This window comes from Pseudomonas sp. ATCC PTA-122608 (assembly GCF_001952855.1).
Classification (GTDB): Bacteria; Pseudomonadota; Gammaproteobacteria; order Pseudomonadales; family Pseudomonadaceae; genus Aquipseudomonas.
Genome location: NZ_LPNO01000046.1, coordinates 108806 through 132397 on the forward strand (window position 1 = coordinate 108806; position 23592 = coordinate 132397).

A 23592-nucleotide genomic window follows, 5' to 3' on the forward strand; every position below is an offset into this window, starting at 1 on the left:
TCTCTCAATGCGGGCATTTTTTTTCAGCTTCAAGCTTGCTGCTTGCAGCTGCTCCCCTTACTGATCATCAAAATACCGCTCATGCCAATCCACCAGCGGCTGTGGTGCATTGAGCTTCTGCCCGTAGATCACCGAATAAGACAGCACGTTCTGCACATACTGACGGGTTTCGTCGAACGGGATGCTTTCCACCCACACATCGAAACTCAGGTGATCGGCGCCGCGCAGCCATTGGCGTACACGGCCCGGGCCGGCGTTGTAGGCGGCGGTGGCGAGCACGCGGTTGCCGTTGAACTGGGCATGAACCTGGCTCAGGTAAGCTGCGCCGAGCTGGATGTTCTTGTCCGGGTCGAGCACCTGCTGTTGCGAGGCCAGCGGGATGCTGAACTTGCGTGCGGTCTCTTTGGCGGTGCCGGGCATCAGTTGCATCAGGCCGGTGGCGCCGACGCCGGAACGCGCATCGTCCATAAAGGCGCTTTCCTGGCGGGTGATTGCAAACACCCAGCTGGAATGCACGCCGCGGACCTTGGCTTCACGCACCAGGGTGTCGCGGTGGGCCATCGGGAAGCGGATGTCCAGGTCGTCCCAGTACTGGGCCTGGCTGATGGTGCGGATCGCCGGGAAGTACCACTTCATGTCGTAGGCCAGCTTGGCCTGGGCGACCATTTCGTCACGGTTGAAGTGCCGGCTGACGTGGTACCACTCGCGACGGCCATCAACGATCTGGCCGCGGGCGTAGAACTCCAGCGCTCGGCGTACGCCTGGGGTGTTACGCACCTTGTTCATCAGCGCCTGGCTCATCACCAGCGGCTTGTTGTTCAGTTGGTACGGGGACTGGGAGCGATCCGCTGCCAGGAAGCCGTAAAAGTCTCGTTCCTTGGCCAGGCCCTTGTACATCACCAGGGCTTGCGGGTTCTTCGGCTCTGCCAGTTCCAGGCTGCGGGCCTGCCAGTAGCGCCAGCGGTTGGTGGTGGCCAAATCCTGGGGCAGCTTGCGGGTCAACTGGTAAGCGTCTTCCCAACGGGCTAGGCGCAACAGCAGGCGCAGGCGCCATTCGGAGACGGTGTTGTCCCGCAGTTCCGGGTCGTATTTGGTCATCACGTCGAGGGCGCGCGGGTCGTAGCGGCGCGCCAGGGTCAGGCCGATTTCCCGGGCGATCGACACTTTTTCGTCACGAGAGAAGTGCATGCTGCTGGCATAACCGTCGAGCAGGGCCATGGCCTTGTCCGGGTCCTGGCGTGCCAGGCGGCGAAGGCCCAGGCCGACAGCGTCGGACATGGCTTCGTTGGCCGGCAGGAAGCGCGACGGGTCGCTGAGCATGTCGGGCTTCTGCGCCACGTCCACCATCAGGCGGCCTTGGGCGCCGAGGGTCGGCAGGGTTTTCACCAGGCTGTTGGCCAGCGGGTAGTTGCGGGCTTCGGCGGCGAGTTTGGCGCGGTCCCAGATCTTCTGTTCGGTGAGTTGGCCGTCGGCGGCCCACTGGCCAAAGGTTGCATCACAGGCTGCAGGCTGGGATTTACCGGTCAGCCACAGCTTCTCGGTGGTTTTATAACCTTCGGCTTTTTGATTATGGGTCAGCTGGAACTGGCCGTGCAGGCAGTCCAGTTCGACGAAATTGAGTTTGGCGTCGTAGTACTTTTCAAAGGTTTGCCAGTCGCCACGGTCGGCCAGCCAGCGCAACCAGCGCAGCTTCATCCAGTTGGCCTGGGGCAGGTCGCCGTTCTTGGCGAGGAATTGTTCGATTTCCTCGTTGCTGGCGGTTTTCAGGCGCGCGGTCAGTTCGTCGTAAGCGAGGTACGGCGTCAACGGGTAGTCGGCCAGGGCCTGGCTGTATTGGAAATACGGGCCGCTGTCGCCTTTGGCGAGGGCTCGTTTGGCTTCATCGTAATATTGACGTTGGGTGGTGAGGTCCACGGCCTGGGCAGATTGAACGGCGGTGGCAGAAAGAAGCAGACAAGATAAAAAGCTGAAAAGGCGACTGCGCATGAGACGTCCGTGCAGAGGAATCTGGACTAGTGCCGACGTCGCCGACACTGATTGCCCCTAGCTTAGCCTTTTGGCTGCAACCGGTGAAAGCTTTGCCGGTCGCTTCGTTCAAGTTCATCTGAAATGTCCGACAGAACATGTCAGCGACGAAAATGCCGGCCGCCTCGAGCCCTAAGTCAGGTAGAATGCGCGCCCAGTTTTTGGAGAAGCGTATGACCCTGCTCAAATTCAGCGATGTGTCCCTTGCTTTCGGCGCTATGCCGTTGTTGGACAAGGTGTCCTGGCAGATCGCCCGTGGTGAGCGGGTGTGCATCATCGGCCGCAACGGCACCGGCAAGTCCAGCATGATGAAGCTGGTAAAAGGCGACCAGAAGTCCGACGAAGGCTCTGTATGGCGCGCGCCGGGCCTCAAGATCGGCGAATTGCCGCAAGAATTGCCGGTGGCCGACGGACGGACAGTATTCGACGTGGTTGCCGAAGGCCTGGATGGCGTGGGCGCACTGCTCGCCGAATACCATCACCTGGCACAGAACTGCGTCACCGAAGAAGACCTGAACAAGCTGATGCACGTCCAGCAAGACCTTGAAGCCCGTGACGGCTGGCGCTTGCAGCAATTGGTCGACAGCACGTTGAGCCGCCTGCAACTGCCGGCCGACAAGACCCTCGCCGAATTGTCCGGCGGCTGGCGTCGCCGCGTCCTGCTGGCTCAGGCGCTGGTTTCCGAACCCGACCTGCTGCTGCTCGACGAACCGACCAACCACCTGGACATCGGCGCAATCGCCTGGCTGGAAGAAGCCCTCAAGGATTTCCAGGGCGCCGTGCTGTTCATCACGCACGACCGTTCCTTCCTGCAAAACCTCGCCACGCGCATCCTCGAACTGGATCGCGGCGGCCTGATCGACTGGAACGGCGACTACGCCAGCTTCCTGGTGCACAAGGAAGCCAGCCTGGCTGCCGAAGACACCGCCAACGCGTTGTTTGACAAGAAACTGGCCCAGGAAGAAGTCTGGATCCGCCAGGGCATCAAGGCGCGTCGCACCCGTAACGAAGGTCGCGTGCGCGCCCTCAAGGCCCTGCGTAACGAGCGCAGCGAGCGTCGTGAGCGCACCGGTAAGGCCAACATTCAGCTGGATACCGCCGACAAGTCCGGCAAGCAAGTGATGGTCCTGGAAAATGTGAGCTTCCATCACCCGGACGGCCCGTTCCTGATCAAGGACTTCTCCATGGTCCTGCAGCGCGGCGACCGTATCGGCCTGCTTGGCGCCAACGGTACCGGCAAGACCACCCTGCTCAAGCTGATGCTCAATGGCCTGCAACCGACCAGCGGCACAGTGGAAGAGGGCACACGCATCGACGTGGCCTACTTCGACCAGTTGCGCCACCAGTTGGACCTGGAAAAAACCGTGATCGACAACGTCGCCGAAGGGCGCGACTTTATCGACATCGACGGCCAGAGCCGCCACGTGTTGAGCTACCTGGGCGACTTCCTGTTCAGCCCGCAGCGTGCACGTACGCCGGTTAAAGCCTTGTCTGGTGGTGAGCGTGCGCGCCTGCTGCTGGCCAAGCTGTTCAGCAAACCAGCCAACCTGCTGGTGCTCGACGAACCGACCAACGACCTCGATGTTGAAACCCTGGAACTGCTGGAAGAGGTCTTGCTGACCTTCAACGGCACCGTGCTGATGGTCAGTCACGACCGGGCATTCCTCGACAACGTGGTCACCAGCACCCTGGTCTTCGAAGGTGAAGGCAAGGTGCGTGAATACGTCGGTGGTTATCAGGACTGGCTGCGTCAGGGCGGTTCGCCGCGCTTGCTGGGCGTGACCGAGAGCAAATCCGGCAAGGCTGACTTGACCTCGGCCGTGGTTGCCCCGGTGGCTGCTGCCGCTTCTGCTCCTGCGCAAGAAGCGCCTGCAGCCAAGAAGAAGCTCAGCTACAAGCTGCAACGTGAGCTGGAAGCGCTGCCGGGCGATATCGACGCCAAGGAACAGCAGATCGCTGCCGTTGAAGCTGAAATGGCTGACGCGGGTTTCTATCTGCGTCCTGCTGCAGAAACTGCCAAGGTGATTGCATCCCTCGAGCAGTTGAACAGCGAGCTGGAAGCCTTGGTTGAGCGCTGGGCCGAGCTGGATGCCTGAGTGATTCAAGCGCAATAAAAAACCCGGCGCTCATTTGTATGAGCACCGGGTTTTTTGTATGAAACGCGGTTCAAATGTGGGAGCGGGCTTGCTCGCGAATGCGGTGTGTCAGTCCATATAATTGTCGACTGATCCACCGCTTTCGCGAGCAAGCCCGCTCCCACACAAGCCCGCTCCCACATTAGATTGCCGTTGGTCTTACGAGCTCTTTACCAGTTTCACTGCCAGCACATCGCAAGGTGCGCCGTGCAGCACGTCATTGGCGGTGGAGCCCAGCAGCAACGCCAGGCCGTGACGGCCGTGGCTGCCGACCACGATCAGGTCGCAATTTTGTTCCTTGGCCAGGTGGTGTATTTCCTGGCGCGGCTGGCCGTAGGTCAGGTGGCTCTGGTCTTTTTTCAGGGCGGGGTACTTGTTGATCAGTCGATCAAGACGCTCCTTGGCCTGGTCGAACTGCTGCTGTTGCAGTTGGGAAAGGTCCATCGGCACGTCGCCACCAAAGGCCATGGCCATCGGTTCGACGATATGCACCAGGGACAGTTTCACCGAGTCGCCTGCAAGGCCTACGGCCCGCTTGATCACGGGGTCGCATTCTTCGGTCAGGTCCACGGCGACCAGAATATGTTCGTAGGGCATGAGAGGTTTCTCCAAAGGAAAGCGATAAGTTCAGTATGGCTGGTTTCAAGCGGATGGGGTTGCGTCGGGTCAAATCCGCTCATCAAGAAATTCGGGAGTACACATATGACGGTCTGGATAGTGGTGTCAATCCTTGCGCTCGTTTTGAGCCCTCTGGCGTGGTTGCGTCCTTCGCGCCATTCGAGTGGGCGCATGGCGTTACGCATGGAGGCACGGCGCATCGGTTTGACCATGCAACTGACACCTCAGGAATGGCCGCACTGGCTCAAGCACGAGCCGCCCAGCCCGTGTGCGCAGTATCACCGGCCACGACGCGGTACCAAGCGGGTGACCTGGAGTTATTGGCAGTTGGAACCGGGGATTTGGGTCAATCAGTGGCAGGAAACCTGCGTTGATGAAAAGTTGTTGCCGCATTTTGCGACGCTGCCTGCGAACGTCTACAAAGTCGAAGCGGACAAGCAAATGATCACCCTGTACTGGGGCGAGAAGGGCGAGTTGAGTGTGTTGCAGGACATTGACGCGGTGCTCAAAGCGCTGGCTTGAGATTCCTGCAGGCATTAAAAAGCCCGAAAGTATCATCGGGCTGGAGTTGGCCAGGCAGGCCGGTAATTCGTTTTACGTGCCGCTAGCCTAGCCGCATATTCGGTTCTGTACAGCCCTTTAAATCAAAATTCACATTATTGATTTCGCGAATGATTAAACATTGGCGGGGCGATGCCGGCTGCCTCGGGTTCTGAAATGACTGAAAAGTCGCGTTTTTCCGGCCCTTTCGAGCGATTGACAATTCTTCGGATTTGGCTGAAGGTGACGTACCCAAATCAAACGGGCGTATGAATTGAGCGTTTGTCTTTCAGACCGTTCGTACAGAATCCCGACTATCGCGTTGGCGGGTGTGCCTGGCAAATTGGCGTTAGCATCGACGGTAACGTCAGTGTCTACGCTGAATCCTGCGTCCGACGTGTACTGTTCAGCTTCCATATCGTGGAGATCAGTTGATGATTTACGAAGGTAAAGCCATCACGGTTAAGGCTCTTGAAAGTGGCATCGTCGAATTGAAATTCGACCTCAAGGGTGAGTCCGTCAACAAGTTCAACCGTCTAACCCTGAATGAATTGCGTCAGGCCGTAGACACCATCAAAGCAGATGCATCGGTCAAGGGCGTGATCGTCTCCAGCGGCAAGGACGTGTTCATCGTCGGCGCTGACATCACCGAATTCGTCGACAACTTCAAGCTGCCCGATGCCGAGCTTGTGGCTGGCAACCTCGAAGCCAACAAGATTTTCAGCGATTTCGAAGACCTCAACGTGCCGACCGTTGCCGCGATCAATGGCATCGCCTTGGGCGGCGGTCTGGAAATGTGCCTGGCCGCCGACTTCCGCGTGATGTCTGCCACCGCGAAAATCGGCCTGCCGGAAGTGAAACTGGGCATCTACCCAGGCTTCGGCGGTACCGTGCGCCTGCCGCGCATCATCGGTGCCGACAACGCCATCGAGTGGATTGCCGCCGGCAAGGAAAACCGTGCTGAAGACGCGCTGAAAGTCGGCGCCGTGGATGCTGTGGTGGCTCCCGACAAGCTGGCAGAAGCCGCATTGAACCTGATCAAAGGCGCCATCAGCGGCGAATTTGACTACAAGGCCAAGCGTCAGCCAAAGCTCGAAAAACTCAAGCTCAACGCCATCGAACAGATGATGTCGTTCGAAACCGCCAAAGGTTTCGTGGCAGGCCAGGCCGGCCCGAACTACCCGGCGCCGGTTGAAGCGATCAAGACCATCCAGAAGGCCGCGAACTTCGGTCGCGACAAGGCCCTGGAAATCGAAGCCGCTGGTTTCGTCAAACTGGCCAAGACCTCTGCGGCGCAGAGCTTGATCGGTCTGTTCCTGAACGACCAGGAACTGAAGAAAAAGGCCAAGGCCTACGACGAAATCGCCCGCGATGTGAAGCAGGCTGCCGTACTCGGCGCCGGTATCATGGGCGGCGGTATCGCCTATCAGTCGGCGTCCAAAGGCACGCCGATCCTGATGAAAGACATCAACGAGCACGGTATCGAGCAGGGTCTGGCAGAGGCCGCGAAACTGCTGGTGGGTCGCGTGGATAAAGGCCGCATGACTGCAGCGAAAATGGCTGAAGTGCTTAACGGCATTCGTCCTACGCTGTCCTACGGCGATTTCGGCCACGTCGACCTGGTGGTCGAAGCGGTTGTCGAGAACCCGAAGGTCAAGCAGGCGGTACTGGCTGAAGTTGAAGCCCAGGTTAAAGAAGACACCATCCTGGCTTCCAACACCTCGACCATTTCCATCACCTTGCTGGCCAAGGCCCTCAAGCGTCCGGAAAACTTCGTCGGCATGCACTTCTTCAACCCGGTGCACATGATGCCGCTGGTGGAAGTGATCCGTGGCGAGAAGTCCAGCGAGTTGGCCGTTGCCACCACCGTTGCCTACGCCAAGAAAATGGGCAAGAACCCGATCGTCGTCAACGACTGCCCGGGTTTCCTGGTCAACCGCGTGCTGTTCCCATACTTCGGCGGTTTCGCCAAGCTGGTCAGCGCCGGTGTGGATTTCGTGCGCATCGACAAAGTCATGGAAAAATTCGGCTGGCCAATGGGCCCGGCGTACCTGATGGACGTGGTCGGCATCGACACCGGCCACCACGGTCGTGACGTGATGGCTGAAGGCTTCCCGGACCGCATGAAAGACGACCGCCGCTCGGCGATCGACGCGCTCTACGAAGCCAAGCGCCTGGGCCAGAAGAATGGCAAGGGTTTCTACGCTTACGAGACCGACAAGAAGGGCAAGCAGAAGAAAGTGGCCGACCCGTCGGTTCACGAAGTACTCGCGCCGGTCATCTACGAACAGCGTGAAGTGTCCGACGAGGACATCGTCAACTGGATGATGATCGCCCTGTGCCTGGAAACCGTGCGCTGCCTGGAAGACGGCATCGTTGAAACCGCAGCCGAGGCCGACATGGGCCTGGTCTACGGTATTGGTTTCCCTCCATTCCGTGGTGGTGCGCTGCGTTACATCGATTCCATCGGTGTGGCCGAGTTCGTTGCCCTGGCTGATCAATACGCTGATCTGGGCCCGCTGTACCACCCGACCGCGAAGCTGCGTGAGATGGCCAAGAACGGCCAGAGCTTCTTCGGTTAAGTGCCCAGACGACTAGAGCGAGAATATTTATGAGCTTGAATCCAAGAGACGTCGTGATTGTCGACTTCGGTCGTACTCCGATGGGCCGCTCCAAGGGCGGCATGCACCGCAACACCCGCGCTGAAGACATGTCGGCGCACCTGATCAGCAAATTGCTGGAACGCAACGTCAAGGTCGACCCGAACGAAGTCGAAGACGTGATCTGGGGCTGCGTCAACCAGACCCTGGAGCAGGGCTGGAACATCGCCCGCATGGCCTCCTTGATGACGCAGATCCCGCACACCGCTGCCGGCCAGACCGTCAGCCGCCTGTGTGGCTCGTCCATGAGCGCGCTGCACACCGCTGCCCAAGCGATCATGACCGGTAACGGTGATGTGTTCGTGGTCGGCGGCGTGGAGCACATGGGCCACGTCAGCATGATGCACGGTGTCGATCCGAACCCGCACATGTCCCTGTACGCGGCGAAAGCCTCGGGCATGATGGGACTGACCGCAGAAATGCTCGGCAAAATGCACGGCATTACCCGCGAAGCCCAGGACGCATTCGGCCTGCGTTCCCACCAGCTCGCCCACAAGGCGACCCTGGAAGGCAAGTTCAAGGATGAAATCATCCCGATGAACGGCTACGACGAGAACGGTTTCCTGAAACTGTTCGACTACGACGAAACCATTCGTCCGGACACCACCCTGGAAAGCCTGGCGGCCTTGAAGCCTGCTTTCAATCCAAAGGGCGGCACCGTGACAGCCGGTACTTCGTCGCAGATCACCGACGGTGCTTCGTGCATGATCGTGATGTCGGCCCAGCGTGCCCAGGACCTGGGTATCCAGCCGATGGCGGTGATTCGTTCGATGGCAGTCGCAGGTGTGGACCCGGCAATCATGGGCTATGGTCCAGTACCGGCCACACAAAAAGCATTGAAGCGCGCAGGCCTGAGCATCTCCGACATCGACTTCTTCGAGCTCAACGAAGCTTTCGCCGCACAGGCCCTGCCAGTGCTGAAAGATTTGAAAGTGCTCGACAAGATGAACGAGAAGGTTAACCTGCACGGCGGCGCGATTGCCTTGGGTCACCCGTTTGGGTGTTCCGGTGCTCGTATCTCCGGCACGTTGCTTAACGTGATGAAGCAAAATGGCGGCAACCTTGGGGTTGCGACCATGTGCATTGGCCTCGGCCAAGGCATCTCCACCGTCTTCGAACGTATCTAAACGTTTCGCTGACGGAAGCCGGGGCCCAGTGCCCCGGTTTTTGTTTTTTGGAATTTTTTATATTTTTTTTTAACAAATTTTGTAAGAGGGCAGAGCATGAAAGTCGAACCAGGGCTCTACCAGCATTATAAAGGTCCGCAGTACCGCGTTTTTAATGTGGCGCGGCATTCCGAGACCGAAGAGGAAGTGGTGTTTTACCAAGCACTGTATGGCGATTACGGCTTTTGGGTGCGTCCCTTGAGCATGTTCCTGGAGACCGTCGAAGTTGACGGCGAACAGGTCCCGCGCTTTGCTTTGATCCAGGTCGAACCCAGCCTTTTTTCCGCGCAATAAAGGCAGGCCGCGCAGAATGCTGCGCTTGACCTCACCTTGTTGCCACTATATATAGCGTTGCCGCGTCAGGCGCCAACCGCCTTTCACTTCTCGAATTCAGGAATTTTCCGATCCATGGGCAAATCGCTGGTCATTGTGGAATCCCCGGCTAAGGCCAAGACCATCAACAAGTACTTGGGTAACGAGTACGTGGTGAAGTCGAGTATCGGCCATATCCGAGACCTGCCCACCAGCGGTTCGGCTAGCGCCAGCAAGGAGCCTGCCGCCAAACGCGGCAAGGCGGCTGCGGGCGAAGGTCCGGTGCTCACGCCTAAAGAGAAAGCGCGCAAGCAGCTCGTCTCGCGCATGGGTGTCGATCCCGATCATGGCTGGAAAGCCAAGTACGAGATCCTCCCGGGCAAGGAAAAGGTCATCGAAGAGCTGCGCCGGCTCGCCAAAGATGCTGACACCATCTATCTCGCAACCGACTTGGACCGCGAAGGGGAGGCTATTGCCTGGCACCTGCGGGAAGCCATCGGTGGTGACGACAGCCGCTACAAGCGCGTGGTGTTCAACGAAATTACCAAGAAGGCGATCCAGGAAGCCTTCTCCAAGCCGGGCGAACTGGACATTGACCGCGTCAATGCCCAGCAGGCCCGCCGCTTCCTCGACCGCGTCGTGGGTTACATGGTTTCGCCGCTGCTGTGGGCGAAGATCGCCCGAGGCCTGTCCGCCGGCCGTGTGCAGTCGGTGGCGGTAAAGCTGGTGGTGGAGCGTGAGCGCGAGATTCGTGCGTTCAACCCCGAAGAATACTGGGAAGTGCACGCTGACCTGGGCACCGCCAAGGGCAACAACGTGCGCTTTGAAGTGGCCCGCGAGAAAGGCGAGGCCTTCAAGCCGCTCAACGAAGCCCAGGCCATGGCCGCGCTGGAGAAGCTCAAGGCTTCCAGCTACAGCATCGTCAAGCGTGAAGACAAGCCCACCAGCAGCAAGCCGTCGGCGCCGTTCATCACTTCCACCCTGCAACAGGCTGCGAGCAACCGCCTGGGCTTCGGGGTGAAGAAGACCATGATGATGGCCCAGCGTCTGTATGAAGCGGGCTACATCACATATATGCGTACCGACTCCACCAACCTGTCGCAAGACGCGGTGGCAATGGCGCGCACTTATATTGAAAGCGAGTTCGGCAAGAAGTACCTGCCAGAGAAGCCGAACGTCTATAGCAGCAAGGAAGGCGCACAAGAGGCTCACGAAGCGATTCGTCCCTCCGACGCCAACACCGAGCCAAGCAAGCTGAGCGGCATGGAGCGGGACGCTGAGCGCCTCTACGAGCTGATCTGGCGCCAGTTCCTGGCCTGCCAGATGCTGCCGGCGCAATACCTGTCTACTACTGTCAGCGTGGGTGCTGGTGACTTCGAGCTGCGTGCCAAGGGCCGTATCCTCAAGTTCGACGGTTACACCCGCGTGATGCCGCAAATCGCCAAGCCGGGCGACGATGACGTGCTGCCGGACATGGCCCAGGGCGATGTGTTGAAGCTGATCAAGCTCGACCCGTCCCAGCACTTCACCAAGCCGCCGGCGCGTTATTCGGAAGCAAGCCTGGTCAAGGAGATGGAAAAACGCGGTATCGGTCGTCCTTCGACCTATGCGGCGATTATTTCCACCATCCAGGACCGCGGCTACGTTGCCTTGCACAACCGTCGTTTCTACTCGGAAAAGATGGGCGACATCGTCACCGAGCGCCTGTCCGAGAGCTTCTCCAACCTGATGGACTACGGCTTCACCGCCGGCATGGAAGAGAACCTCGATGACGTGGCCCAGGGCGAACGCGACTGGAAAAACGTGCTCGACGAGTTCTACGGCGACTTCAAGAAGAAACTCGAAGTAGCTGAAAGCGCCGAGAACGGCATGCGTGCCAACCAGCCGGTGATGACGGATATTCCGTGCCTCACCTGCGGTCGCCCGATGCAGATTCGTACGGCATCCACCGGTGTGTTCCTCGGTTGCTCGGGTTACAGCCTGCCGCCGAAAGAGCGCTGCAAGGCCACCGTCAACCTGGTGCCGGGCGATGAAATCGCGGCCGATGACGAGGGTGAGTCCGAGTCGCTGGTACTGCGTGGCAAGCACCGTTGCCCGATCTGCAGCACGGCGATGGACGCCTACCTGCTGGACGAGAAGCACAAGCTGCACATCTGCGGTAACAACCCGGATTGTAACGGCTATGAGATCGAAGAAGGCACTTACCGCATCAAGGGCTACGAAGGTCCGAGCCTGGAATGCGACAAGTGCGGCAGCGAGATGCAGCTCAAGACTGGCCGTTTCGGTAAGTTCTTCGGTTGCACCAACCCGACGTGCAAGAACACCCGCAAACTGCTGAAAAGCGGTGACGCGGCGCCGCCGAAGATGGACCCGGTGAAGATGCCTGAACTCAAGTGCGAGAAGGTCAACGACACCTACATCCTGCGTGATGGCGCTTCGGGGCTGTTCCTGGCTGCCAGTCAGTTCCCGAAAAACCGCGAGACCCGTGCTCCGCTGGTGATCGAGATCGTGCCTCACAAGGACGAGATCGATCCTAAGTACCACTTCCTTTGCGAAGCGCCGAAGAAGGACCCGGACGGTCGTCCGTCCGTGATCCGCTACAGCCGCAAGACCAAGGAGCAGTACGTGCAGACCGAAGTGGAAGGCAAGCCTACCGGCTGGAAAGCGTTCTACGACGGCGGCAAGTGGAAGGTCGAGGACAAGCGCCAGGGCGCTTGATACGGATTGTAGGAGCGAGCTTGCTCGCGAAGGTCGTTAACGATAACGCGGGAAGCCTGGCACCCAGTGGTATGCTCAGGTTTTTCGCGAGCAAGCTCGCTCCTACACCGTCAGCATTACGCCTTTTCGTTGTGGAGACTGCCTTCATGGCCAACGAACTCTATACCCGTACCAACCAGAAAATTTACTTCGCGGGTTTGTCCCTGGAAGCCCTCGGCCGCGCCGAGGAAGGAAAGGAGATGAACGCTATCGCGCTGGTACAGGCCGGGCGTGAAGCGGCGCTGTTCCACCTGTATGGCGCCTTGCTTGGCCTGTGCCATGAGATTGCCGGGTTCTATCGCCTGCCTCAGGCCGGTTCACCGCGTGCAGAGATGATCATCAACCGTGACGTGCTGGAGACCATGGCCATCCCGGAGTTGGCCGAGTTGGTGGAAATGGCGCAGAGCCCGGACAGCTGGCTGGCCCGATTGCTGGTAGCCCACGCCGATATGTTTCAGCCGCCACGGGTGAAACACACCCCCAAAGGCGATGTGACCCAGCCGCTGATCGTAGCCGTGAGCCTGGACGAAGAAGGGCCTGAGCCATTAAGCCGAGAGGAGCTGGAAAGCTGGAGGCAGGAGTTGAAGAAACTGGCCGTTCGGTTTCGAGATGGATTGAACGAGTGCTGAGTTAAGTTGGGCACCATTCATCAAGCCGTAAAGAAAGCTGTCCAGATCCTGAGCGAGGCCGCGCTGATGACTGATATAATGCCGGCCTTTCGTGGAGAACAGACTTTTATGCCAACGTCCTTTCTGGAAATTGTTGAATTGCCCGACGGCCGAATCGAGTTGCGCCGGGCCGAGGACGAGGGTTCTCTGGTTATTTTGGATTTTTCCGAAGACGCAAAAGCATTCCTGCAAGGCCAGCACGTGGAAGTGGCAAAAGCCATGTTGAGCGTAGGTGTGCAGATGGCAGGGCGCCTGGCTGAAGGCGAGCCGGAGAAGGAAGACGGCCCACGGATTCTTCACTGAGTCCGTTTGTCGGTTTTTTGTAAGATTGAATCGTGAAGATCGGCTTCTCAATCCTGAAGAAGCCTCGCGTCATGGCGGACCCTGACAGACGTCAGTTATCCGCGCATCGTTTTATCCCAACCGAATGTTCAAGCTCTGTGCATCGCCCGTACGTGCGGCGCTGACCAGCTGTTGCCTGGCCGCTGTCGTCAGCGGGTTCAGCCAACTGACCACCGTATGGCTACGACCCAGGCGCAAGGCTTCGCAGGTCAACTGCTGCGCACTTTGGGCACCTCGGGGTTGCAGCAACAGGATGCGCTCGCGGTTCAGGCCTGCATCCCGCAGCCAGGCCTGGGTCAGGCTGGACGGCGGGGCGATCAGCGTCAGCCAGCGTGCGTCCTGCTCTTCGCTCAATTCGCGAAGGATCGGCGCCAGCAGGCTCAGGCAGCTCCCGGCAGCACCGCGCAACGACAGTTCACTGAACGCCTCGGGTTCGGCGCTCCAGGGCGCTTCGACCGTTTCCTTGAGGATGGGCGCAAGGGGCTGGGCCATAAAGGCCTCAAACAGCGACAGCTGAGTGTGTTGTGGGGTCTGTAGGAACTGCATGATGCCTCCGTTAGCGGCGAATAACGCCGACGCTCAAGCCTTCAATCACCAGGTCCTGATCCTTCAGGTTCACTTCAATCGGCGCAAACTCAGGGTTCTCGGCCAGTAGCCAGACCTTGCTGCCTTCGCGCTTGAAGCGTTTGACCGTCACTTCATCGCCAATACGGGCGACGACGATCTGGCCATTGCGGGCTTCACGTGTGGTGTGGACGGCCAGCAGGTCGCCGTCGAAAATACCCACGTCCTTCATGCTCATGCCATGGACTCGCAGCAGGTAGTCGGCACGGGGATGGAAGAACGTCGGGTTGATGTTGCAGGATTCCTCGACGTGCTGTTGCGCCAGGATCGGCGCACCGGCTGCGACCCGGCCAATAATCGGCAGTGTCGACTCGTCGGCCTTGGCTTCGAAGCCAGGGATACGAATGCCTCGTGAGGCACCCGGCGTCATTTCGATCGCGCCTTTGCGGGCGAGGGCCTTGAGGTGTTCTTCAGCGGCGTTGGGCGACTTGAATCCCAGCTCCAGCGCAATTTCTGCCCGGGTCGGCGGGTAGCCGTTGTCATCGAGGCAGCGCTTGATAAAAGCCAGAATCTCAGCTTGGCGTGGCGTCAGTTTTAGCATGTTGATCGCTCTGTCTTTTTATACAGTGACTGGGATTATATACAGTGGACTGCGCTTGGCAATCACCGTTTTCAGTCACTCCGCTGGACGGTCGTTTGTCATCCGTCCTACAGGGTTAAAACAGCGCCGCCTACAGACGTTGGCGAATGTGATTAAATGGCCATGAAATCGGTGACCGACCAGCCGCAAACCGACCTGCAGGCTTGACAAGACATAGCTTGAAACGTATGTTTCAAACAAGTGTTTGTCAGGCGGAGTAGCCATGGCCCAGTCGGAAACCGTTGAACGCATTCTCGATGCTGCCGAGCAGTTGTTCGCGGAAAAAGGATTTGCTGAAACCTCATTGCGGCTGATCACCAGCAAGGCCGGGGTCAACCTGGCAGCAGTGAACTACCATTTCGGCTCCAAGAAAGCGCTGATCCAGGCCGTGTTCTCACGTTTCCTGGGGCCTTTCTGCATCAGTCTCGACCGTGAGCTGGAACGTCGCCAGGCGAAGCCTGAAAACAAGCCAAGCCTGGAAGACCTGCTGGAAATCCTCGTCGAGCAAGCCTTAGTGGTCCAGCCTCGCAGCGGTAACGACCTGTCGATCTTCATGCGCCTGTTGGGCCTGGCATTCAGCCAGAGCCAGGGCCACCTGCGTCGCTACCTGGAAGACATGTACGGCAAGGTATTCCGCCGCTATATGTTGCTGGTCAACGAAGCCGCACCGCGTATTCCGCCGATCGAGCTGTTCTGGCGCGTGCACTTCATGCTCGGTGCTGCAGCGTTCAGCATGTCCGGGATCAAGGCCCTGCGTGCGATTGCCGAGACCGACTTTGGCGTCAACACCTCCATCGAGCAGGTGATGCGCCTGATGGTGCCGTTTCTCGCCGCCGGCATGCGTGCCGAAACCGGCGTTACCGACCAGGCCATGGCCGCCGCCCAGTTGCGTCCCCGCAGCAAGTCGGTACCGGTCCCGGCCAAGGTTTAACCCCGTCCGGGTGTGCGCGGCCGCTTGCATCCGCTAAGCTAGCCGCCCATGCCGATTTCAGCTATTTACCCACAGCCCGTTGCTCCCGCTGAGCGTCCGTTTCCAGATTCAATCCTGGCGATGCGATCTCGCGAGGGCTCCGGGCTGCGCGCGTTATTTAAGGAAGCTTTATGACCCAAGCCCTGCAAGGCTCTTTGATGGTGGACGTCGCCGGTACCTGGCTGACGGCTGAAGATCGCCACTTGTTGCGCCAGCCCGAAGTGGGCGGCCTGATCATTTTTGCACGCAATATCGAGCACCCGCGCCAAGTGCGTGAGTTGAGCGCCGCGATTCGCGCCGTGCGCCCGGACCTGCTGCTGGCGGTCGATCAGGAAGGCGGACGCGTGCAGCGCTTGCGCCAGGGCTTTGTCCGCCTGCCGGCGATGCGCGCCTTGGCCGACAATCCGAATGCCGAGCAACTGGCCGAGCAGTGCGGTTGGGTCATGGCGACAGAAGTGTTGGCAGTCGGCCTGGACCTGAGCTTCGCCCCGGTGCTGGACCTCGATTACCAGCGCAGCGCAGTCGTAGGCACGCGCGCATTTGAAGGCGACCCCGAGCGCGCTGCCGTGCTTGCCGGTGCCTTTATCCGTGGGATGAACAGCGCCGGCATGGCGGCCACCGGAAAACACTTCCCCGGCCACGGCTGGGCTGAAGCCGATTCCCACGTCGCAATTCCCAATGATGAACGCAGCCTGGAACAGATTCGCGCCAATGACCTGGTGCCTTTCGCGCGCCTGAGCAAGCAGTTGGCGGCCGTCATGCCGGCCCACGTGATTTATCCACAGGTCGACGCGCAACCGGCCGGCTTCTCCCGGCGCTGGTTGCAGGACATTCTGCGCGGTGAGTTGCAGTTCGACGGGGTAATTTTCAGTGATGACCTGTCGATGGCTGGCGCCCATGTGGTCGGTGATGCTGCTAGCCGTATCGAGGCGGCGCTGACTGCGGGCTGCGACATGGGCCTGGTGTGCAACGATCGCGCTGCCGCCGAGCTGGCCCTGAGTGCTGCCCAGCGCATGAAGGTCACGCCATCGGCGCGTATCGCGCGGATGCGGGGCCAAGCTGTGGCTTCGACCGAGTACAAGCAGGATCCGCGTTGGCTGGCAGCGCTTGGTGCGCTGCGAGATGCTCAGTTGATCGACTGACAACTGCGGTGCGCCCTTCGCGAGCAAGCCCGCTCCCACATTTGACCGCGTATCCACTGAGGAAATGCGATCGAATGTGGGAGCGGGCTTGCTCGCGAAGGCGATCTAACAGTCAGCGCTTTTCCTGCTTGTGCGGCAACGGCGCAAACAACGCCTCAATATCCTCATTCCCCAGCTTCCAATCCCCCGTCGTCCGCCCATCCAGAACGCCCGCCGCCAGATCAGACTTTTCCTTCTGCAAATGCTGGATTTTCTCTTCCACGGTGCCTCGGGCAATCATCTTGTAGACGAACACCGGCTTCTCCTGGCCAATACGATACGCACGGTCGGTCGCCTGGTTTTCCGTCGCCGGGTTCCACCACGGGTCGTAGTGAATCACCGTGTCTGCTTCCGTCAGGTTAAGCCCGACGCCACCGGCCTTCAGGCTGATCAGAAAGATCTGCAGCTTGCCGCTCTGGAAATCCTTCACCGGCGTGCGGCGATCCCGGGTTTGCCCGGTCAACAGCGCATAGGCAACGCCACGCTTCTTCAGTTCGGCTTCGATCAGACTCAGCATCGAAGTGAACTGGGAAAACAGCAGGATTCTGCGGCCTTCGGCAAACAGCTCTTCGAGCATCTCCATCAAGCTGTCGAGCTTGCCCGAGCTGCTGCCTTTCGCCGGCAATGTCGCATCATTGACCAGGCGCAAGTCACAGCACACCTGACGCAACTTGAGCAGCGCTTCCAGGATGATGATCTGGCTACGGGCCACGCCCTTGCGGGTGATCTCGTCGCGAACTTTCTTGTCCATCGCCAGGCGCATGGTCTCGTACACGTCGCGCTGGGCTTCGTTGAGGTCGACCCAATGAATGATCTCGGTCTTGGGCGGCAACTCCGTCGCCACCTGCTCCTTGGTACGGCGCAGCAGGAACGGCTTGATCCGACCATTAAGGTGCTGCAATCGCACATCGCTGCCGCGTTTTTCGATTGGCACGCGGTAATCGCGGTTGAAGCTTTTCACATCCCCCAGCCAACCCGGCAGCAGGAAGTGGAACAGCGACCACAGCTCGCCCAAGTGGTTTTCCAGCGGTGTACCGCTGAGGCACAGGCGCTGGCGGGCGTTCAGCTCGCGGGCAGCTTGGGCGGCCTTGCTGTTGGGGTTCTTGATGTACTGCGCTTCGTCGAGGATCAACACGTGCAAGGGCAGGGCGGCCAGTTGCTCGATGTCCTTGGGCAGCAGGGCGTAGGTGGTCAGCAGCAGGTCGTAGTCCTGCAATTGAGCGAAATGTTTCTTACGCCCGGCACCGTACAACGCCAATACTTTGAGCTGCGGCGTGAAGTGCGCCGCTTCGTCGAGCCAGTTCGGGATCAGGCTCGTGGGCATCACCACCATGCACGGCCGGTCAAGGCGCCCGGCGATTTTCTCGCTGAGAATATGCGCCAGGGTTTGCAGGGTTTTGCCCAGGCCCATGTCGTCCGCAAGAATCCCGCCGACGTCGAGCTGGCGCAGCGACTGCATCCAGCTCAGGCCTTCCAGTTGGTAAGGACGTAACGTCGCGTTCAAGCCTTCAGGCGCATCGCAGCTGAAATCCTTGATGTCCCGCAGACGCTGGGCGAAGTTGCGGATCTTTTCGCCGCCTTCCCATTGCAGCGGCAAGTCTTCCAGCGGGTTCAGGCGAATGGCGTCGGCCTTGGCCAGGCGCAGCGCAGTGGTACCGGGCTCTTGCAGGTAGAACTCGCCCAAGGTCGCCAGCACCGGTTTCAGCCGCCCGTAAGGCAGCGCCACTTGCAGCGGGCCGTGGCCGTTGGGCAGGCCGGGAATGTTCACCAGGATCAGTTCGTCATCGCGGCGCCGAGCGAGTTTTTCCGGGTTGAGGATCTCGGTGTGGGAGCGCATCAGGTTCAGCAGGATCGGCAGCAAACTCAGGCGTTCGCCGTTGACGATGATCCCCAGCTCCAGGTCGAACCAGTCACGCTCCGGCACTTCGTCGACGCTGGCATACCAGTCGTCTACGGCACTCAGGTCAAAACCGAAATCTTCGTCGATCTGCAATTCCCAACCCTGGGCGCGCAGGGTCGGCGATGCATTCAACGTGAAGTTCAGCCACGCGCTGTCATTGACCATCTCGAACAGCTCGCCGGCGCTTTCCGGCAGGGCCTTGCTCTGGCGGGTGGCGATCTTGAAGCCCAGCAGGCGCAGTTGTTCGCGAAACTGCTGCTCAATCTCGGGGTGGCGCTTGATCCGCAGGCTCTGCTGTTCCTGGCGCACGATAATGTCGGCGTTCTTCTGGCCGCTGACGTAGTTGCCCAAATAGTTGAAGGACAACGCTGCACGGTGCTGGATATAACGCTGCATCTTGCCGTTGCGCGGCTCGAAGGCGCTGAACTCGATACTCGCCAGCCACAAGCGTGGCACCGGCTGCACGTCTTCCATCACCACTTGCGGCAGCACCACGCGGTTATCCAGCACCGCCTGGAGCTTCTCCAGCAACTCCGCATCCTGGGCCGCCGCCGGGTAGGCCAGGGTTTCCTGGACCTTGAGCAGCACCGCTGCGATGTGTTTGCAGTTGGTGTGCACGGGGCAGGTGCAGCGGCTATCCACCAGGATCAGCGTGCCCTTGGCAGACTCGCGCAGCGAAATGGTCTGGCGGTAGACGTTGCCTCCCGAGCCTTCGCAGCTGGCAATGATGGTGCTGTCGCCGGACTCGACGATACGCACACGGTTTTCCAGGGCGTAGCGTCGGCCGCGCTCAAGGCTTTGCTCTTTAAAGCGATTGGCCCACGAAGGGGCCAGGGGTTTGGTCAACGACGACGTCAGGGGCATGGTGCTGGATCAGTCCTGGACATCGGGCGGTGGTGCGCTGGGCGGCTTGGCGGTCAGCGAAGTGATCTTGATCAGCAGGGCGAGGTGGCCGCCGTCCAGGTAGTTGAGCTGGTTGTTCTTGGTGCGCACGTCTTGCTGGCTGAGGTGTTCGCTGGCAATGACGCTGCCGTTGGCGTCGAACTGGTTGACCCAGAAGTCGGCGTCGATATCGGTAAAGCGCCCGAGCTGCAGGCTCAGGGTGCCTTCGATGGGAAACTGACCGAACTGTTCCTGGCCGTCGCTGATGGCCAGCTTCACCGGTTGTTCACCGAGGTTCTGATCCCAGGCCCGGTGCAGCAACACGGTGTAATTATTGTCGGCGCTGAGCTTGTCGACGATGTTGCCCAGCCGCGGCGGGCTCATTTTGTCGGCCGGCAGGCGAGGTGCCCCCGCGTCCCAGTCTTCCGGCGCCGCGCGGCTATTGATCACCGGCTCGGCGTTCTGGCGCACCAGGATCATTTCCACCAGGTACGGGCTGTCGGCAAACGCCGAAGGGGCAACGACCACCAATAACAAGCTCAAAACGCGGAACAGGCGCATTGGGGCGTCCTTCAAGCAGATTTCGGGATGAGGCGCTCAAACAGCGCCTCCAGTGTATTAAAGCGTTCTTCGGCGCGTTCCATCGGCACCATGAACTTGAACAGCGTAGCCCCTTCGAACTTGTAGCGATTGGGCTGGCCCTGAATCAGCTTGATCAGCACCAGTGGGTCCACCGGCGTCTGCGCTTCGAACTCGATACGCCCACCTTGCGGCCCGGCGTCGACCTTCTTGATGCCCAGTTGCTCGGCCTGCAATTTGAGCAGGGTCAGGCGTACCAGGTTCTTGGTCGGTTCCGGCAGCAGGCCGAAGCGGTCGATCATCTCCACTTGCAGGTCCTTGAGGCCGTCTTCATCGGTGGCCGAGGCGATGCGTTTGTACAGGATCAGCCGCGCATGCACATCCGGCAGGTAGTCTTCGGGAATCAATGCCGGCAAGCGCAGGTTGATTTCCGGGCCGCCACCCAGCGGTTGGTCAAGGTTCGGTTGCTCGCCCTTGCGGATGGCTTTTACCGCCCGTTCGAGCATTTCCATATAAAGGGTGAAACCCACGGCCTGGATCTGTCCGCTCTGGCCATCGCCCAGCAGTTCACCGGCACCACGGATTTCCAGGTCGTTGGTGGCCAGCACAAAGCCGGCGCCGAGGTCCTGGGTGTTGGCGATCGCTTCCAGGCGCTTCTCGGCGTCGGAAGTGATCTGCTGGCGCGGCGGCGTCAGCAAATAGGCGTACGCCTGGTGGTGACTGCGCCCGACCCGGCCGCGCAGCTGGTGCAGCTGGGCCAGGCCGAACTTGTCGGCGCGCTCGATGATGATGGTGTTGGCGCTCGGCACATCGATGCCGGTCTCGATGATGGTCGAGGCGATCAGCACGTTGAAGCGCTTGTGGTAGAAGTCGCTCATCACCTGTTCGAGTTCGCGTTCGCGCATCTGCCCGTGGCCGATGGCGATCCGGGCTTCCGGTACCAGTTCGGCGAGGTCGGCGGCGCATTTCTCGATGGTTTTCACATCGTTGTGCAGGTAGTACACCTGGCCGCCACGCAGCAACTCACGCAGCAGGGCTTCCTTGACCGTGCTTTTGTTCTGCTCCATGACGAAGGTGCGCACCGACAACCGGCGCGCCGGCGGCGTGGCGATGATCGACAGGTCACGCATGCCCGACACTGCCATGTTCAGTGTGCGCGGGATCGGCGTGGCGGTAAGGGTCAGGATGTCGACTTCACTGCGCAGGGCCTTGAGCTGTTCCTTCTGACGAACACCGAAGCGGTGCTCTTCGTCGATGATCACCAGGCCGAGGTTCTTGATCTTCACGTCATCCGACAGCAGTTTGTGGGTACCGATGACAATGTCGATCCTGCCTTCCGCCAGGTCGGCGATGGCCGCATTCACTTCCTTGGCGGATTTGAAGCGGCTCATCACTTCCACGGTCACCGGCCAGTCGGCAAAGCGGTCGCGGAAGCTGTTGTAGTGCTGCTGGGCGAGCAGGGTGGTCGGCACGAGGATCGCCACTTGCCGGCCGCCATGCACCGCGATAAAGGCCGCGCGCATCGCCACTTCGGTCTTGCCGAAGCCCACGTCGCCGCACACCAGGCGGTCCATCGGCTTGGGCGCCAGCATGTCTGCGCGCACGGCGTCGATGGTGGTTTGCTGGTCCGGGGTTTCTTCGAAGGCGAAGCCGGCGCTGAAGGTGGCGTAGTCGGCTTTCGGGTCGGCGAAGGCATAACCTTCGCGGGCGGCACGGCGGGCATAGATGTCGAGCAACTCGGCGGCCACGTCGCGTACCTGTTCGGCGGCCTTGCGCTTGGCTTTCTGCCAGGTCTCGGAACCGAGGCGGTGCAACGGCGCGAGGGCGTCGTCGCTGCCGGTGTAGCGGGCGATCAGGTGCAGGTTGGCCACGGGCACATAAAGCTTGGCGCCCTCGGCGTATTCCATGGTGAGGAATTCGGCGACCTGGTTGTCGATTTCCAGGGTCTGCAGGCCCAGGTAGCGGCCCACGCCATGGTCGATATGCACCACCGGCGCGCCTTCGCGCAGTTCGGTAAGGTTCTTGATCACCGCATCATTGTTGGCGTCGGCGCGTTTTTCGCGACGGCGACGCTGCATCACCCGCTGACCGAACAGCGGGCTTTCGGCAATCAGTGCCAGGGCCGGGTCGTCCAGCAGCAAGCCTTCGTCCAGCGGCGCGATGGTGATCGCCAGGCGATCCTTGCTCGCGACAAAGTCCGGCCAGCTGTCGACGGTTTTCGGCCGCAGCTTCAGGCGTTCCAGCAACTCCAGCAGCACCTCGCGGCGCCCGGCGGACTCGGCGGTAAACAGCACGCGGCCGGGGAAGTCGCCGAGGAAATTCGACAGCGCTTCCAGCGGCTGGCTGGCCTTGGCTTCAATTGCCAGGTTCGGCAGCGCTTGTGCCGGGAAGCGCTCGCGGCCGGCACCGGCGTCCACGTCCTGTTGGCTGGCGACTACGCGCGGCCAGTTTTTCAGGCGGGCGAAGCAGTCTTCCACCGGCAGGAACAGCTCGGCCGGTGGCAATAAAGGACGGGACGGGTCGACGCGGCGTTCTTCATAACGGTTGCGCACGTCATTCCAGAAGTTCTCCGCCGCCTGTTCGATGCCCGGCAGCGAGAACACTTGGGTGTCCTGGGGCAGGTAATCGAAGAGGGTCGAGGTTTCGTCGAAGAACAATGGCAGGTAGTACTCGATACCGGCGGGGGTAATCCCGCTGCTCAAGTCCTGGAAGATCGGGCAGCGGCGGAAGTCCACGTCAAAGCGCTCGCGGAAACGCGCCTTGAAGCGCGTGACCGCGTCTTTTTGCAGCGGGAATTCCCGGGCCGGCAACAGCTTGACCGAGTCGACCTTGTCGATGGAGCGCTGGTTTTCCGGATCGAAGGTACGCAGGGTTTCGATTTCGTCGTCGAACAGGTCGATCCGGTAGGGCAGTTTGCTGCCCATCGGGAACAGGTCGATCAGCGCGCCACGCACCGCGAACTCGCCGTGCTCGTACACCGTGTCGACGCAGCGATAGCCACTGGCCTCAAGCCGGGTGCGCATTTGCTCCACATCGAGCTTCTGGCCGATATCCAGCACCAGGCTGCTGCCCAGCAGGAACTTGGTGGGCGCCAGGCGATGCAGTGCCGTGGTGATCGGCACCACCAGCACGCCGTGGGCCAGTTCCGGCAAGCGGTACAGGCTGGCGATGCGCTGGGAAATAATGTCCTGGTGCGGCGAGAACAGATCGTAGGGCAGGGTTTCCCAGTCCGGGAAATGCAGCACCGGCAAATCGGGGGCGAAGAAACTCAGCTCCTGTTCCAGCCGCTCGGCACTTTGGCTGTCGGCGGTGAGCAGCAGGGTAAAGCGCTTGGCAGCGCTGGCAGCCTCGGCGATGGCCAGGCTGAGGGCGGCACCGGGCAGATTGCCCCAGTGCTGTTTACCTGCCGCGGCAGGGAGAAGCGGTAGACGCAGAACGGGCACGGAAGGTTGAGCTCCAAGCGTTGCGACAAAGTCGGTAATTGTAACGGCCCGGAGTGCCGCCTGTCAGTTGCTGACTGAGCCTATTACGGTTTGTAGGAAATGTAGTGGCTAAGACAAACAAAGGCGTCTTTTGACTCATTATGTAGTGCCGAAATCGGTGTATGTTTCGGAGGGTTACGGACACTTTGTCACAATGGCCCAGAAGGGGGT

General features: G+C 60.2%; 17 protein-coding genes. 10 read left to right on the top strand and 7 right to left on the bottom strand.

Features of this window, described 5'->3' with window-relative positions; translation table 11 throughout:
* Positions 1-57: 57 nt before the first annotated feature.
* Positions 58-1986: a transglycosylase SLT domain-containing protein gene (locus AU074_RS26400; protein WP_076017232.1), complete on the bottom strand. Its 1929-nt coding sequence runs from the start codon at positions 1984-1986 to the stop codon at positions 58-60.
* A 212-nt stretch (positions 1987-2198) separates the two neighbouring features.
* Here AU074_RS26400 and AU074_RS26405 point away from each other — a divergent pair, with 212 nt between their 5' ends.
* Complete coding sequence (locus tag AU074_RS26405; protein WP_076017233.1) at positions 2199-4121, top strand: ATP-binding cassette domain-containing protein; 1923 nt, start codon at positions 2199-2201, stop codon at positions 4119-4121.
* A 198-nt stretch (positions 4122-4319) separates the two neighbouring features.
* On the opposite strand, the gene AU074_RS26410 is transcribed toward AU074_RS26405, so the two are convergent.
* Entirely contained in the window at positions 4320-4757 is a 438-nt protein-coding gene (locus AU074_RS26410) for a universal stress protein (RefSeq protein WP_076017234.1), read from the bottom strand.
* 105 nt (positions 4758-4862) lie between these two features.
* On the opposite strand from AU074_RS26410, the gene AU074_RS26415 reads away from it, so the two are divergent.
* From AU074_RS26415 to AU074_RS26445, 7 genes are all read left to right on the top strand, one after another.
* Complete coding sequence (locus AU074_RS26415) at positions 4863-5300, top strand: hypothetical protein (protein WP_076017235.1); 438 nt, start codon at positions 4863-4865, stop codon at positions 5298-5300.
* A 452-nt stretch (positions 5301-5752) separates the two neighbouring features.
* On the top strand, positions 5753-7900 hold the full coding sequence (fadB, locus tag AU074_RS26420; RefSeq protein WP_063032264.1) for a fatty acid oxidation complex subunit alpha FadB: 2148 nt from the start codon (positions 5753-5755) through the stop codon (positions 7898-7900).
* Between the two features lie 29 nt (positions 7901-7929).
* Positions 7930-9105 (top strand): acetyl-CoA C-acyltransferase FadA, encoded by a 1176-nt coding sequence (gene fadA, locus AU074_RS26425; protein ID WP_076017236.1) that lies wholly within the window; start codon positions 7930-7932, stop codon positions 9103-9105.
* A 96-nt stretch (positions 9106-9201) separates the two neighbouring features.
* Positions 9202-9438 (top strand): DUF1653 domain-containing protein, encoded by a 237-nt coding sequence (locus tag AU074_RS26430; RefSeq protein ID WP_010176359.1) that lies wholly within the window; start codon positions 9202-9204, stop codon positions 9436-9438.
* Between the two features lie 114 nt (positions 9439-9552).
* A complete protein-coding gene (gene topA, locus AU074_RS26435) occupies positions 9553-12174 on the top strand; it encodes a type I DNA topoisomerase (RefSeq protein ID WP_017477200.1) in 2622 nt (873 codons plus the stop codon).
* A 146-nt stretch (positions 12175-12320) separates the two neighbouring features.
* Positions 12321-12842 carry a DUF6586 family protein gene (locus AU074_RS26440; protein WP_076017237.1) on the top strand — a complete coding sequence of 174 codons (522 nt, stop codon included), beginning with the start codon at positions 12321-12323 and terminating at the stop codon, positions 12840-12842.
* Between the two features lie 108 nt (positions 12843-12950).
* Positions 12951-13184 carry a hypothetical protein gene (locus AU074_RS26445; RefSeq protein ID WP_003218969.1) on the top strand — a complete coding sequence of 78 codons (234 nt, stop codon included), beginning with the start codon at positions 12951-12953 and terminating at the stop codon, positions 13182-13184.
* A gap of 111 nt (positions 13185-13295) precedes the next feature.
* On the opposite strand, the gene sulA is transcribed toward AU074_RS26445, so the two are convergent.
* Positions 13296-13769 (bottom strand): SOS-induced cell division inhibitor SulA, encoded by a 474-nt coding sequence (gene sulA, locus AU074_RS26450; RefSeq protein WP_010176355.1) that lies wholly within the window; start codon positions 13767-13769, stop codon positions 13296-13298.
* A gap of 10 nt (positions 13770-13779) precedes the next feature.
* Positions 13780-14388 (bottom strand): transcriptional repressor LexA, encoded by a 609-nt coding sequence (gene lexA, locus AU074_RS26455; RefSeq protein ID WP_003172575.1) that lies wholly within the window; start codon positions 14386-14388, stop codon positions 13780-13782.
* Positions 14389-14650: 262 nt separating this feature from the next.
* Here lexA and psrA point away from each other — a divergent pair, with 262 nt between their 5' ends.
* Together psrA and nagZ are read left to right on the top strand one after the other, a co-directional pair.
* Complete coding sequence (psrA, locus tag AU074_RS26460; protein ID WP_003218964.1) at positions 14651-15358, top strand: transcriptional regulator PsrA; 708 nt, start codon at positions 14651-14653, stop codon at positions 15356-15358.
* A gap of 170 nt (positions 15359-15528) precedes the next feature.
* Complete coding sequence (gene nagZ / locus AU074_RS26465) at positions 15529-16539, top strand: beta-N-acetylhexosaminidase (RefSeq protein WP_076017238.1); 1011 nt, start codon at positions 15529-15531, stop codon at positions 16537-16539.
* Positions 16540-16651: 112 nt separating this feature from the next.
* On the opposite strand, the gene AU074_RS26470 is transcribed toward nagZ, so the two are convergent.
* Genes AU074_RS26470 through mfd form a run of 3 tightly spaced genes read right to left on the bottom strand, consistent with a single transcriptional unit; the run spans position 16652 to position 23382 of the window.
* Complete coding sequence (locus AU074_RS26470) at positions 16652-19342, bottom strand: DEAD/DEAH box helicase (protein WP_076017239.1); 2691 nt, start codon at positions 19340-19342, stop codon at positions 16652-16654.
* Positions 19343-19351: 9 nt separating this feature from the next.
* The gene (locus tag AU074_RS26475; protein WP_076017240.1) at positions 19352-19921 is read right to left on the bottom strand and encodes a CsiV family protein; all 570 of its coding nucleotides are present in this window, start codon (positions 19919-19921) and stop codon (positions 19352-19354) included.
* Positions 19922-19932: 11 nt separating this feature from the next.
* Positions 19933-23382 (bottom strand): transcription-repair coupling factor, encoded by a 3450-nt coding sequence (gene mfd, locus AU074_RS26480; protein WP_076017241.1) that lies wholly within the window; start codon positions 23380-23382, stop codon positions 19933-19935.
* Positions 23383-23592: the final 210 nt, after the last annotated feature.